Annotated in this window: 12 protein-coding genes and 1 other RNA gene; 4 read left to right on the top strand and 9 right to left on the bottom strand. The window is 50.5% G+C overall.

Features of this window, described 5'->3' with window-relative positions:
* Positions 1 to 53 precede the first annotated feature (53 nt).
* Positions 54 to 644, bottom strand: coding sequence for a hypothetical protein (locus ELR70_RS10050; protein WP_054016476.1), 591 nt, complete (start codon positions 642 to 644; stop codon positions 54 to 56).
* A 129-nt stretch (positions 645 to 773) separates the two neighbouring features.
* Here ELR70_RS10050 and ELR70_RS10045 point away from each other — a divergent pair, with 129 nt between their 5' ends.
* Positions 774 to 1,619 (top strand): LysR family transcriptional regulator, encoded by an 846-nt coding sequence (locus tag ELR70_RS10045; protein WP_010385250.1) that lies wholly within the window; start codon positions 774 to 776, stop codon positions 1,617 to 1,619.
* A gap of 276 nt (positions 1,620 to 1,895) precedes the next feature.
* On the opposite strand, the gene ELR70_RS10040 is transcribed toward ELR70_RS10045, so the two are convergent.
* From ELR70_RS10040 to ELR70_RS10025, 4 genes are read right to left on the bottom strand one after another with little or no spacing between them, the layout of a single operon-like run.
* Entirely contained in the window at positions 1,896 to 3,062 is a 1,167-nt protein-coding gene (locus ELR70_RS10040; protein WP_054016475.1) for an FAD-dependent oxidoreductase, read from the bottom strand.
* 9 nt (positions 3,063 to 3,071) lie between these two features.
* A complete protein-coding gene (gene ubiH / locus ELR70_RS10035; protein ID WP_054016474.1) occupies positions 3,072 to 4,244 on the bottom strand; it encodes a 2-octaprenyl-6-methoxyphenyl hydroxylase in 1,173 nt (390 codons plus the stop codon).
* Between the two features lie 19 nt (positions 4,245 to 4,263).
* On the bottom strand, positions 4,264 to 5,580 hold the full coding sequence (gene pepP, locus ELR70_RS10030) for a Xaa-Pro aminopeptidase (RefSeq protein ID WP_054016569.1): 1,317 nt from the start codon (positions 5,578 to 5,580) through the stop codon (positions 4,264 to 4,266).
* Positions 5,581 to 5,585: 5 nt separating this feature from the next.
* On the bottom strand, positions 5,586 to 6,143 hold the full coding sequence (locus tag ELR70_RS10025; protein ID WP_046005547.1) for a UPF0149 family protein: 558 nt from the start codon (positions 6,141 to 6,143) through the stop codon (positions 5,586 to 5,588).
* 220 nt (positions 6,144 to 6,363) lie between these two features.
* On the opposite strand from ELR70_RS10025, the gene ssrS reads away from it, so the two are divergent.
* A non-coding RNA gene (ssrS, locus tag ELR70_RS10020) (6S RNA) lies at positions 6,364 to 6,546 on the top strand.
* Between the two features lie 323 nt (positions 6,547 to 6,869).
* Here ssrS and ELR70_RS10015 read toward each other — a convergent pair.
* From ELR70_RS10015 to zntR, 3 genes are all read right to left on the bottom strand, one after another.
* The gene (locus ELR70_RS10015; protein ID WP_054016473.1) at positions 6,870 to 7,967 is read right to left on the bottom strand and encodes a 1-acyl-sn-glycerol-3-phosphate acyltransferase; all 1,098 of its coding nucleotides are present in this window, start codon (positions 7,965 to 7,967) and stop codon (positions 6,870 to 6,872) included.
* A gap of 133 nt (positions 7,968 to 8,100) precedes the next feature.
* On the bottom strand, positions 8,101 to 9,321 hold the full coding sequence (locus ELR70_RS10010) for an SO_0444 family Cu/Zn efflux transporter (protein ID WP_054016472.1): 1,221 nt from the start codon (positions 9,319 to 9,321) through the stop codon (positions 8,101 to 8,103).
* On the bottom strand, positions 9,308 to 9,721 hold the full coding sequence (zntR, locus tag ELR70_RS10005; RefSeq protein ID WP_054016471.1) for a Zn(2+)-responsive transcriptional regulator: 414 nt from the start codon (positions 9,719 to 9,721) through the stop codon (positions 9,308 to 9,310). The genes ELR70_RS10010 and zntR overlap by 14 nt, the downstream gene beginning before the upstream one ends.
* A gap of 137 nt (positions 9,722 to 9,858) precedes the next feature.
* Between zntR and ELR70_RS10000 the strand changes: the two genes are divergently transcribed.
* Together ELR70_RS10000 and ELR70_RS09995 are read left to right on the top strand one after the other, a co-directional pair.
* On the top strand, positions 9,859 to 10,806 hold the full coding sequence (locus ELR70_RS10000) for a D-2-hydroxyacid dehydrogenase (RefSeq protein ID WP_054016470.1): 948 nt from the start codon (positions 9,859 to 9,861) through the stop codon (positions 10,804 to 10,806).
* 462 nt (positions 10,807 to 11,268) lie between these two features.
* Entirely contained in the window at positions 11,269 to 11,631 is a 363-nt protein-coding gene (locus ELR70_RS09995) for a DUF3192 domain-containing protein (protein WP_054016469.1), read from the top strand.
* Positions 11,632 to 11,672: 41 nt separating this feature from the next.
* On the opposite strand, the gene ELR70_RS09990 is transcribed toward ELR70_RS09995, so the two are convergent.
* Complete coding sequence (locus ELR70_RS09990; protein ID WP_054016468.1) at positions 11,673 to 12,575, bottom strand: diguanylate cyclase; 903 nt, start codon at positions 12,573 to 12,575, stop codon at positions 11,673 to 11,675.
* Positions 12,576 to 12,577: the final 2 nt, after the last annotated feature.

Below are 12,577 nucleotides of genomic sequence, written 5' to 3'. Positions count from 1 at the left end.
TCATCCGGTTTCTTCCGGATGTGTGTTCACCGGTGCAACACCGGTGAGTGGGGTTAACTTGGAGCGTGTTCGTTTGAGTGAGCAAAACCTTGCTCAGCCAGTCGCGCCTGCCACAGGCTTAATGTGTCTTGTTGTGCGATCAGCTGATACTGCTGCTGATCCTGCTGAACTATAGTGGTGACGAACACCTCGCCGCTTTGTTTACCATAGCAGGCCTGCAAGTCTGAAATTTGCAGACCCGGTGTCAGCGAAAAGCTGCTCAGCACCGCCTCAAGTGCAGCCTGACCGCTCAGTTGCATAATGGCTAAGTCGCTGCGGCGCACTAATTCAATGTCGTAGTCGCTGTCGTGTTTACTTACCAGCGCAGAGAGTGCTTGTGCAGCATCTTCGCTCAGCACAAAACGGTAGGCTGTTTCGCTAAAGTAATAAACAGCAAAAGACTGACCACCTGCCAGCAGACCCTGTACACCCAGCCCGGGTGCCATCAGTTTGTTGAGGTTCAGCCCCAGCTCCTGATTCAGAAAAGGTGTGGTTTCAAATCCGCTGAAATCCAGTACAACCAGATCCTGTGGCGAGAAAATGCGATTTTCCACCGCCACCGTACCTAAACGGTGCTTAGCGAAGATGATTGGCGTGCTCATCATGCGACTATCCTGATGAAATTAAGATGGAGAAAAGTATAGGGATCCGTCTGCACAACAACAAATTGTATTTATTTATCGTTTGATAAATAATATTAATGTATTTGGGTTTTATAAATAGATTTTATTAATATGAAAAACTTATCGATTGATGGCCTGCGCACCCTGGTGACTGTGGTTGAAGTAGGTGGTTTTGCCAAAGCAGGCGAGCTGCTGGGTCTGTCTCAGCCGGCGGTGAGTTTGCAGATCAAACGCCTTGAAGAGCAGCTGGGCTGTAAACTGTTTAAAAAACAGGGTCAGCGACAGGTGCTCAATCAGTATGGTGAGTTGCTACTACCCCAGGCCAAGCAAATGCTGCAATTCAACGATGGGATCATTCAGCAATTTACCTCAGAGAGCGTCACCGGCCGGGTACGTCTGGGCATTCCCAGTGAGTTTGCCGCACGTATTTTGCCCGCCATCATCGGCGACTTTGTGTCTTTGTATCCGGACGTGGCGCTGGAAGTGAAATCCCGACTCAGTAAACACTTACTTTCCGTGTCACGTCAGGACCAGTTCGATTTGGTGCTGGCACTGAACGAAGATTTGAATTCCTCAAATTACCCGGTGTTTATGCAGGATCAGCTAGTATGGGTGGGCGACCTGTCCCTGGCGCAACAGCAGATCGTCACTTTGGTCACAGCGCCGGAGGGCTGCATTTATCGCCGCCGTGCCATTGAGGCTCTGCAACAAGCCGGGCTGCAATACCGCATTGTGTATAGTAATGCCGATTTAACGGGGCTGACTGCCGCGCTTAAAGAAGGCCTGGGCATTACAGTGCTGGCTAAAAGTACCGTGCCGGCTACGCTCAGTTACCAGGCGCAAACGCCCTTTCTGCCCGAACTGGGCCAGATTGGTATCAGCTTGGTGAAAAACACTCAGGAATCTGCCCACGCGGTGAATAAGCTGGCCGAGTTTATTGCACTGCGTTTGGGGTAGACATTGCTTTTGAGACCTGCGGGATGACAGGCTGTGTATGTGGGAATGGGTGTTATTGGTGTCACTCCTGAGTCGCCTGTTAGTAGATCCCGCATCAAGTGCGGGATGACTGGAGTGTATACTGGATGACTGGAGTGTATGCGGGATGACTGGAGGTAGGTGCTGGATAACGGTGAATAAATACATGATAAAGCGTATTGGACTTGCTCGCCTGGTGCTTACCCTGCAGGTGTAAGCCGGCTGCTTGTTTGGCATAAAGCAGCCCTTACGCCACCACTATTCGCCGATGGCTTGCTGTACAAACAAGTCTTTAATCGGGCCGAGGTTATCTACCACATTCAAACCCACGCCACGTACCAGCTTTTTCAGTGGGTGACTGCCGCTGAACAGCTCTTTCAGACCCTGCATCATGGCAATGTGTTTTTGTGCATCGAGTTTGCGGCTGCGTTCGTAATCGCGCAGTGTACGGTGAGAGGCGAACTCCTCACCCTCCTCACTCAGTGCGTTGATCAGATGTGCGGCATCTTTGAGGCCCAGGTTCATTCCCAACCCTGCAAGCGGGTGGATGGTGTGTGCGGCATCGCCCATTAACACCACTTTACCGGTTAGCCACTGCTGTGCGTAACGCATGGTCAGCGGGAATACCGCACGCTCGCCCTGCACCTTACATAATCCGCATTGCAGGTCGCTGGCTGCGCTCAAGGCTTTATTGAAACTTTGCTCGTCCATGGCCATCAGTTCACGGGCATGTTCAGGTGCAGTAGACCAGACGATTGACTGAGTGTGGGGGTCAGACAAAGGCAACAACGCCAGCGGACCATCCGGCAGGAACACCTGACGCGCAGTCGCATCGTGCGGTTGCTCGGTTTTGATGGTGGCCACAATGGCGTGGTGATCGTAATCCCAGAAGCTGATCGGCAAGTTAAACTGGCTGCGTACCCCTGAGTTGGCACCGTCTGCCGCAACCAGCAATTTGGCCATCACCGGTGTGCCCTGCTCCAGCGTGATCAACACGTCGCTGTCGGTCTGGTGGATAGACTGGTAACGGCTGCCAAACAGTAAACTCGCCTGGCTGTGCTGTTGTAAGGCCTGATACAGGGCAAAACGGATAGCGTCGTTTTCGATAATATGGCCCAGTTCAGGCAAGGCCAGCTGCTGTGCGTTAAACTGAATACGGCCAAAGCTGTCGGCGTCGCACACCGACATCTTGCGATAGGCCGTGGCCCGCTGCGCCTTAATGGCATCCCACACGCCTAACGACTCAAACAGGCTCTGGCTGGCCAAACTGATGGCACTGACCCTTGCGCCATAGGCCTCGCTCAGAGGCTGAGGCTCAGGACCGGCATCCAGCACCATCACCGAGATATTGTTCTTTGCCAGACCCAGCGCTAAAGCAAGGCCTACACACCCACCACCGACTATGCACACTTGTACTTGCTGCATGATTATTCCTTACAGGGTTCGTCCCATGAGTTGTCGCGCCAGTGGCGCTTTCAGTTGTGAGAACAGGCTCATCGACAGCAGGCCACAACTGCGCCCTAGTGCCAGCATACGGGAATCATTAGAAAACAGTCTGACCAGAGAATCGGTCAGTGTCATAACACAGTTAATGTCTGACTCGCGCGCGGTTTTATAGCCTTGTGTGAACGCATGACTGCCCCACTGCTCGCGGTCTGTCTGTTGCAGCTGCGCTGCCAACGCCTGAATGTCGCGCAATCCCAGGTTAAAGCCCTGCCCGGCAATGGGGTGGATAGCATGCGCGGCATTACCAATAAGCACACAGCGATGATGCACCAACTGCTCAACGCGGCCTAAAACCAGCGGATAACTGGTTCGCCTGCCAACCCGTTCAAACATCCCAGCACGATAGCCAAACGCGCTTTGCAAACGCGCCAAGAATTCCGCCTCATCGCATTGTCGCAACGTATCTAATTCCTGCTGCGGCATACACCACACCAGAGAGTAGCGGTTGTTGCTCATCGGCAGCAGGGCCATCGGGCCATGCTCGGTAAAGCGTTCAAACGCCTGACCCTGATGTTTATCGCTAATCTGCACATTGGCTATCAGGGCGCCCTGTTCATAAGCCACACTGTCAAAGCCTATATTTAGCTTGCTACGGGTCGGCGATTGCGCGCCGTCGGCCACCACGAGCAGTTTGCCCGAAAGAGTTTCACCGCTGTCGAGCTCAACATCGACCTGTGTTTGCTGCTGATGCAAACTGGTAATTTTGGCAGGGCAATACAGAGCGAGATCCAGCTTACTCAGTTGCTGATGCAAATACGCACCGTAAGGGTTTACTTCAACCACATAACCCAGCGCCTCAACCGCGAACTCATCACAGGTGATGGTGGTTTTACCAAAGTGGCCTCGGTCTGAAACATGCACCTGAGTGATAGGCTCTGCAAAATCCCAGTGCGGGTCAAACAACCCAAGTTTGCGCAAATAAGAAACCGACTGCTCGGCCAGTGCCAGGCTGCGGTCGTCAAAGCTGGGGTGATGGGCCGTTTTAGGCTCAAAGGCTTCAATCACCGCGATGCGGCTGTCGGGAAGCTGTTTTTTGATCGTGACGGCAGCGGTGGCACCGGCCATGCCACCCCCCACGATTAACACATCAAAGTGTTGCAAGTGTTGCTCCTGCTTGTATTTATTCGCCTGAACGCATTAAGGCTTCAATCTCTGCAATGGTTTTAGGCACCCCAGCGGTGAGGTTTTCAAAGCCATCCGCGGTGATCAGCAAGTCATCTTCTATGCGCACGCCAATGCCCTTAAATTGCTCAGGTACTTCGGCATCTTCATCAAAGTACAGGCCCGGCTCTATGGTCAGCACCATGCCTGGCTCAAATGGTCTGTCGGCTTCATCCAGCTTGTATTCGCCCACATCGTGCACATCCAGCCCCAGCCAGTGACCCAGGCCATGCATATAAAAGGCTTTACAGGCTTGCTTGTCGAGCAATTCGTCGACATCGCCGGCCAAAATACCCAGCTCTATCAACCCTTCGGTCATCACCCGCATCGCGGCGTCATTAGCCTTAACCAAAGTGCCGCCCGGCTTAACCTGTTCAAAAGCGGCCTGTTGAGAGGCCAATACCAGCTCATACACGGCTTTTTGCGGCGCGCTGAAACGACCATTTACCGGAAAAGTACGGGTAATATCGGCAGCATACCCTTCAAGCTCACAGCCTGAGTCGATCAGGATCAAATCGCCGTCGGTTAATTCATCGCAGTTGTCGGTATAGTGTAAAATATTGGCGTTGTTACCCGAGCCAACTATGGTGCCATAGGCCGGATGACGGGCGCCATTCATGGCGTAATGATGGTGAATTTCGGCTTCCAGCTGGAACTCGGTGGCACCGGGCTTTGCAAACTGCATGGCACGTTTGTGAGCATCTGCACTGATCTCGCCCGCTTTGCGCATCACCGCTATTTCAGCGTCTGACTTAAACAGGCGCATTTCGTGCAGTAACGGGCGCACATCCTTAATGATTTCTGGTGCCCGGTAGCCTTTTTTCGGCGCGCCACGCAAGGTACCAAGTAAGGCCCAGATTTTATCGTCAAACCCAGCGTATGTGCCCTGACCATAGTAAAGTGCCTTGCGGCCGTTAACCAGGGTCAGCAGTTCATCATCCAGTTCACTCAAAGGAAAGGTCTGGTCCAGCTCTAAAGTGGTTTTTGCTTTCTCGTGACCCATGCGGCGGCCGTGCCAGATCTCGGCTAATTTATCTTTGTTACGACAAAACAGCGTCTGTTGTGTTGCGCCGTCTTTGTCTTTACTTAGCACCAGCACCGCATCGGGCTCTTTAAACCCGGTTAAATAGAAAAAGTCGCTGTCCTGGCGGAACGGATACTCAGTATCACGGCTGCGGGTCAATTCAACGGCAGCGGGGATCACCGCCACCGCATTGTTATCCATGTGCGCCAGCAGCTCGGTGCGGCGCATTACAAATTCCTGATTAGCTATCATCATAATTAATGCACTGTTTTAGAGGTCGGTGAAGCAGCGTCTTTGCCTAACTCAGCAAAACACAACAGGGCCGACACGCGGATGTATTCGATCACCTCGTGCAGTGCCTGTTTGTCTTCTTCACTTTCGTCGAAATGGGTATCTAGTTTAGTGATTTCGCTAAAGTCACCAATCACTTCCTTTACATCGGCCGAAAACTTACCATAGTCTTTTTGCTTGAGGCCAAAGCCCAGTAAAAACCCAGACACCCAGGCCACCAAGGCATTGGCCTGATCGCTCAGGCTTTCTTCCATCGGTAAATACAGCTCAAACAGGTGCTCTGGATCATTAAAATGCGCAACGACCAGTTTATATAACTCGGCAAAAAACTCTTTCAGTGGCGCAGCAAACTTCTGACCATCGTTAAAGACATCGCTCAGCAGCCCCAGGTACTCCTGCTCTTCGATATTCAGGCCACATGCCAGTAGTCCGCTGATGGTACCGTGCACTTCAGCCGGGGCAATGTAGATATCGTGTTGTTCCAGCAGTAGCTGTGCTTGCTGATAATCTCTTAATTCACTCATGGATAATGTTCTCGTTTGCTTTGTTCTGCTTAGTTAATGCTACCACCCGAAGTATAGCAACAGCAACGACTTGTCGGTTTGTGTATAATTAATCTACGCACTTTTTGGGGTTGTTCAGATGCCATACAAAAAGTGCATAAATCACCGCCAGTCGGACGACTTTTTACGGATATTTGCCAATAAAGGTTTCTAGATGCGGTTTGGTCTTATATACTGAAATCGTTCCCTAGCACGTTGGACAGTGGATGATGTCCCTGAGCCGATAACTTTTTCTTAGGAACGCAGTTTGCTTACTATTGCGCAGGCTCGGCAGGTACCGAGAAGCCTACGGTAGGCTGTTGCTTTCCGCCTTGAACCTTAGGGTTCAAGGACTGACATCTGCATCCGCGTTGCCGGGGACACCTTTTCTTTTTGCAGCAAAAACTTCCCCACACCTAGCACCATCATTCAGATATTAAAAACCAGCCAGGCATAAAAAAACGCCCCGAAAGGCGCTTTAGATTATACCAATTTGCTTAATTAAGTGTTCAATTTTGAGGCGAGAAAATATGTTCGATAACACCGCTCACGCGTCCTGCTATCGCTGAGGTACCTACGTCCATGTAGGCAAGGCAAAAATTTGCGAACTCATACCTTAGGTAAAGGTTCTAAATAAGAAATTTTTAACGCCGTTAGCGTCATATTTGCTCCGTCAAATTGAACAGGTATTAGGTGAAATTGGTATCATTACTGCGACAACTTGCGCTTGGCAGGCTGCGCGTAGATAGATAGCACCAGCTGGCGTAACTCTTCTGGTACTTGCTCCAGCGCTTCCATAAAACGATTCTTCTCAAGCTCACTGCTCTGGCTTTCATCGCCGGCAGCCAGGTAGTTGCTCGAATGCAGATAATAATTGCTGACGATCTGCCGATCGATGATTTCGGCCAGCTGCTCCGGCGTTTCAAACTCTTCGTCTATGGGTGAGCCAAACGCTACATGAACATGGCCCTTATCGCTGCTGAACCCTTCAATGATGCTGCTGATGTCTTCACCTTCGGCTTTCACGTATTCACCGAACTGCTGCTTGTGATAAAGCTCGCGGGCCTTTGACACAGCACAAGGCTCGTACTGGTAAGAAATCGACACAGGAACAATCTTCAGCTGGCGCACATATTCCGCAAACGGCAGTTTGAGCTTACGCCCATTCAATTGCAGCATTTTCAGCAATGCCGGATCGGTAAAGTCGACGCCATCTTTAGCACGCCCTTCTTTTTGCGCAATCCAGATTGAGTTGCCTTCATCCAGCGAGTCATGAATATATGCTGACAGCTGAGACAAGGCACGCAGCATTTCTTTTGGCGCTTTGGCTGAGCGCTTCACAATAAAACTCTTATTCAGGCGCATCAGCTCTGTGATGTAAGGCACCTGAAGCAGGTTATCGCCAATGGCAATGCGCACGGTTTGCATTTTTTGTTGATGCAGACCCCAGTTCACCAGCGCCGGATCCAGCACTATGTCTCTGTGGTTGGAGATAAACAGATAGGCGCCCTGCTTTTCGAGCTTATCCAGGCCGGAATAGGTTACCTTGCTGGTGGTACGCTCAATCAGCATAGACAGATAACCAGCTACTTCATTCTGAACCGCTTCAACATTAGTGACTGACCGCCATTTTTTCTTCAATCGGCTACGCACCAGTGGCCGGGATATCAGATCCCATCCTGCCAACCATTTGGGCAGGTTATGCTCCGCAATCACATCAATAAACTGATCATCGTCCAATAAACGCTGCAAAGCTGCAGGGACTTCATCGTCATTGTAAGGTCTGATATCTGCGTATTTATCCACTAAACTACTCTTTATTATTGGGTGGTTGTCATCAAAACGTCTTATTCTATCGTGCAGCCTGATCGGAAGCTAAGAATATCAAGTCTGACCAGAAGCGCCTGCATCACTTACGGTATTATGCAGGCACCTGAGGTTATGCCGATGCCTGAGCGGGCATAAAGCGTTGCTTAATACCCAGCAGCATTAATCTTGCCATCAGCAGAGCCAGTACCACGCCTGACCCCAGCGTTAGCCAATAGGGTAAGACTTCATGGTCGTGCCCCATCATAGGCGCCACCGTAAAACCAAACTGTGCGACCAGCCAGTCGGTCAAAAATCCAAAAATAATTGCCACACCAATAACCGCCCCCAGATAAGCAAACACCGCTCGACGACCCAGCTCTTTAGCGACCACACCTATAGTGGCAACGTTTGTGGCGGGGCCCGCCAGCATAAAGACCAGCACCGCACCGGGAGACACACCCGCCAACAATAAGCCGGCCGCAATGGGCGTTGAGGCTGTGGCACAAATGTACATTGGAATACTGACCAGGATAACCACGATCATGGCCAAAATGCCATTGCCCCACTGAGCCAAAAAGGCTTCGGGAACATAGGTTTGTACTAAGGCGGCAAAGAATAGACCAATCAGTAGCCATTGCATAGTATCGGCTAACAATTTGTTACAGCTAAATTGCACGGCGGACGTTAACTTTTGCCATAACCCGGGCTTGGCTTGCGCTGATGCACAGCAGGGTGCAGCCTGCTCAGCGGGCTTTTCTACAGGCTGACTATCACAGCAGCTGCTTTGCGGCGCAGGTTCAGTCTTCATTTGGCTATCGCAACAGCTGGCAGACTGCGCAGGTTCAGCGACTTGTTCACTAGCACAGCAACTGCTTTTTTTCGGCTCCACTTTTTTTACTGAGCTGCCACAGCAGCTACTTTCTGAGGGGCTTGCAGCAGAAGGCTTTACATTTCCTTCGTCTTTACCAACCAGCACACCGGCGGTGATCGCACTTGCGACTGCGGCGATGGGCCGGATCACGGCCATAAAAGGCCCAAGCAGCGCGTAAGAAACTGAAATAGAATCCACCCCTGTTTCGGGTGTCGATACCAAAAAGGCAGTCGTGGCACTTTTGGACCCGCCGGCACGACGCAACCCGATGGCAGCCGGGATTACGCCACAGGAACATAGCGGCATAGGCGCTCCTATCAGAGCCGCTTTGATAGTCGTCCAGAGCCCTTCTTTTCCCAGATGCTTTTGTAAGAAGTCTTTAGGAATAAATACGTTAAGCAAACCGGCAAGTAACAGGCCCAACATCAGCCAGGGCGCTGAAACCAAAAAGAGTTGCCAAAAATTATCAAGCAGAGCCATCTACATCCTCCAACGCGGTTAAGATAGAACAATCATCAGCACTTTCTTCGCCGCCACAACACCGCTCGGCCAGCACGCTCAAAGAGCGCTCGAATTTCAGTAACTCTTCAATTCTTTGCCGGGTTTGTGTCAGTTTCTGTAACGTCAGTGATTTCACTTCTTCACAGCTGTGATTGTGTTTATCAATTTTAATGGTCAGTAGTTCCTGAATATCTTTAAGACTGAAGCCTACTGCCTTTGCCCGCACAATAAAACGCATCTGCTCAAGCGCGCTATCGTCATATAACCGATAACCTGCCGGGCTGCGAACACTGGCCTGCAACAGACCCTGGCGCTCATAATAACGCAGTGTGTCGGTAGACACATTCAATTGTTTAGCAATGTGGCCAATCTTATACATAGTCAGTTTTACCGTCCTTTATGAATCTGATCACAGTATAAACCTTAGAGTTGAGTTCAAGGTCAAGCACAAAGATAAACTTTGGCAATAAAAATGATACACTCGGCGCCATCTGTTAGTAAGGAATGTTTGCCCACATGAATATTGTTGTTTTAGATGCCGCCACGCTGGCGGGTGTTAGCCTGGACCCACTCAGAGAGTTTGGCACAGTCACCCAATACGATACCACCTCACCTGAACAGCTGATGTCGCGAATACAGAGCGCGGATGTGATTGTGACCAACAAGGTGGTGCTCAATGCTGATGCACTGAGCCAGCTGCCGAACCTCAGATTGATCTGCGTGGCTGCCACCGGCACCAATAATATCGACCTGGAGGCTGCCCGTGCCCACAATATTGCGGTGACCAATGTGGCTGGCTATTCCACACCTTCAGTGGTTTTGCATACATTTACCCTGCTTGGCAATTTAATGAGTAATATTCATCGCTACGCGCAGGATTGTGCTAATGGTGCCTGGCAACGCAGCGAACTGTTCTGTCGTCTGGACTACCCAATTCACGATTTGTCGGGCAAACGCTTTGTAATAGTCGGCTATGGTAACCTTGGTCAGGCGGTGGCTAAAGTCGCAAGCGCCTTTGGGGCCGATGTCGTGATTGCAGAGCGCCCGGGGCAAGAGACAGTGCGCGCTGAGCGCCTTGAATTTACCGAAGCACTGCGCAATGCCGATATTATTTCCATTCATTGCCCTTTGACCGATACCACACGCGACTTGTTTGATGCCGATACACTGGCGCTGCTTCCGGCTCATGCCATCTTACTGAATACGGCACGCGGTGGCATTGTCAATGAACAGGCACTGGCGGATGCACTGGCCAGCAAGCAGCTGCTCGGTGCCGGCGTGGATGTACTCAGCGTGGAACCGGCTGCGCCTGATAACCCACTGGTGCAGTATCAGGGCGATAACTTGTTACTGACCCCGCACACGGCCTGGGCCAGCCAGGAGTCAATCACCCGCCTGATCCAAGGCATAGCAGAGAATATTGATAGCTTTTTGCAAGGACGTGAACACAATCGGCTGGTGTAGCACAGTAGCGTACGGCGTATGTGATAAATAGGTGCAATTGGCGTCACTCCTGAATCGCTTCTAAGTAGTTCCCGCATCGAGTGCGGGATGACGCGCAGTGTATGTGAGAATAGGTGCAATTGGCGTCATTCATGAGTCGCTTTTAAGTAGTTCCCACATCAAGTGCGGGATGACGCGCAGTGTATGTGAGAATAGGTGCAATTGGCGTCATTCATGAGTCGCTTTTAAGTAGTTCCCACATCAAGTGCAGGGTGACTGGTGGTGTATGTGAGAATGGGGTATGGTGATAAGTTCGTGCTTTTAACCAACTATTGGTTAATTCATTCAAAATATAGCATTTCATAATTATCACCTCCTTATCGAAAACCATAAGATATTGATTTATAATAATTTAAAAACTGGCAAACTCTTTGCTGTATTCAAATCAATGAAAATAAAGACGGCTAAGCCTGGGATATAAAGATGAAAAAACTACTACTCGCAACTGCGCTCTTAAGTTCAACCGCACTGACAGGCTGTGTAGTCGCAGTCACAGATGGCGAATACAATGGTCACGGCGGCTGGAAGAAAGAACAGAAACAGAACCGTGAAAAAATCAGCCAACTCAAAATGGGTACTGAATATCAGCGCGTGCTGAGCAAGCTGGGCACGCCTGAATACACAGACATGGTGTCTAAAGACGATACGGTTTATCAGATACTTTACTTTGCAACCAACAGCAAACACTCCGACGGTGTAGTTACAAAAGACGAGTGCACACCTTTGCTTTTCAAAGATAATAAATTGGTCGGTTTTGGTGACACTGCACTGGCACACCTGCTATAGACAGCGCCCTGACGGGATCAGAGTCTTGTACTCTGAACCCGTTACACTACATTCAATACCGCTTTTTGCTGGCGTTCACGTGCATCATTAAGCGCCATGGCAGCCTGATCTAACGGCTCGCAGTGGTCCCTGGAAAAATCAGCTTTGGTATAGCAAATACCCACACTTACGGTCACATGCGCGCAAGTCGGCGACGCTGGATGCGGGATAGCTAACGCAGCCACCGCTTTATGGATTGCGTCTGCCACTTCAAGCACTTCTACCTCACTGATATCACGAAGCAACGCCACAAAACGCCCGCCATCGTGTCGCGCCGTAAAGCCATCCATATTGTTTATCAAGCCGGAGACCACTTGGGCAATTTTACAGAGACATTCATCGCCACTCGCGTGACCAAATAACTGATTGTAACTTTCAAAATGGTCAACCCCCAGCACAAATACCGCCAAAGGCCGCACACCCGACGCACACTGCCGCCAGTAGGTTGTTAAAGTTTCATTCAATGCACGACGGTTGGGTAGCGACGTCATGCCATCGATTAGAACTTGCTGGGACAGCTGGTCGTTTCGCTGTTTGTTGCTCAGATGGATTTTTACTCTGGCTTTGACAATATTTGGGTTGAACGGCTTGGTAATGTAATCGACCGCGCCTTGTTGAAGGCTGTCTGCTTCATCCATAAAGCTGGCACTGGCGGAGATCACGATAACAGGTAACAGTGCTGTGTCGACATTTGCTTTCAACGCTTGCAGAAAAGGTTCTGTTGCACCGCCGAGTTGTTGATTGTCCATGATGACAAGGTCGATACCGTTACTTTTTAATAGCCCCAGAGCTTGCTCCCGAGATGAACTCAGCGTAACGAAGTAAGTTTCCTCCAGGGTGTTTTGTAGTACCACACGGTTAAGGGGATCCGGGTCTAACACCAGAATGTGGGCCGATTTGTGCATTT

This window comes from Pseudoalteromonas sp. R3, from assembly GCF_004014715.1.
Lineage (GTDB): Bacteria > Pseudomonadota > Gammaproteobacteria > Enterobacterales > Alteromonadaceae > Pseudoalteromonas.
The sequence above is the reverse complement of the archived record's forward strand: the minus strand, read 5'-3'. Positions and strand labels throughout refer to the sequence as shown.

What these genes read in the sequence shown, in the direction of transcription:
- ELR70_RS10050 (WP_054016476.1), bottom strand. Translation starts at nt 644, where the DNA reads ATGATGAGCACGCCAATCATCTTCGCTAAGCACCGTTTAGGTACGGTG.
- ELR70_RS10045 (WP_010385250.1), top strand. Translation starts at nt 774, where the DNA reads ATGAAAAACTTATCGATTGATGGCCTGCGCACCCTGGTGACTGTGGTT.
- ELR70_RS10040 (WP_054016475.1), bottom strand. Translation starts at nt 3,062, where the DNA reads ATGCAGCAAGTACAAGTGTGCATAGTCGGTGGTGGGTGTGTAGGCCTT.
- pepP (WP_054016569.1), bottom strand. Translation starts at nt 5,580, where the DNA reads ATGATAGCTAATCAGGAATTTGTAATGCGCCGCACCGAGCTGCTGGCG.
- ELR70_RS10025 (WP_046005547.1), bottom strand. Translation starts at nt 6,143, where the DNA reads ATGAGTGAATTAAGAGATTATCAGCAAGCACAGCTACTGCTGGAACAA.
- ELR70_RS10010 (WP_054016472.1), bottom strand. Translation starts at nt 9,321, where the DNA reads ATGGCTCTGCTTGATAATTTTTGGCAACTCTTTTTGGTTTCAGCGCCC.
- zntR (WP_054016471.1), bottom strand. Translation starts at nt 9,721, where the DNA reads ATGTATAAGATTGGCCACATTGCTAAACAATTGAATGTGTCTACCGAC.
- ELR70_RS10000 (WP_054016470.1), top strand. Translation starts at nt 9,859, where the DNA reads ATGAATATTGTTGTTTTAGATGCCGCCACGCTGGCGGGTGTTAGCCTG.
- ELR70_RS09995 (WP_054016469.1), top strand. Translation starts at nt 11,269, where the DNA reads ATGAAAAAACTACTACTCGCAACTGCGCTCTTAAGTTCAACCGCACTG.
- ELR70_RS09990 (WP_054016468.1), bottom strand. Translation starts at nt 12,575, where the DNA reads ATGCACAAATCGGCCCACATTCTGGTGTTAGACCCGGATCCCCTTAAC.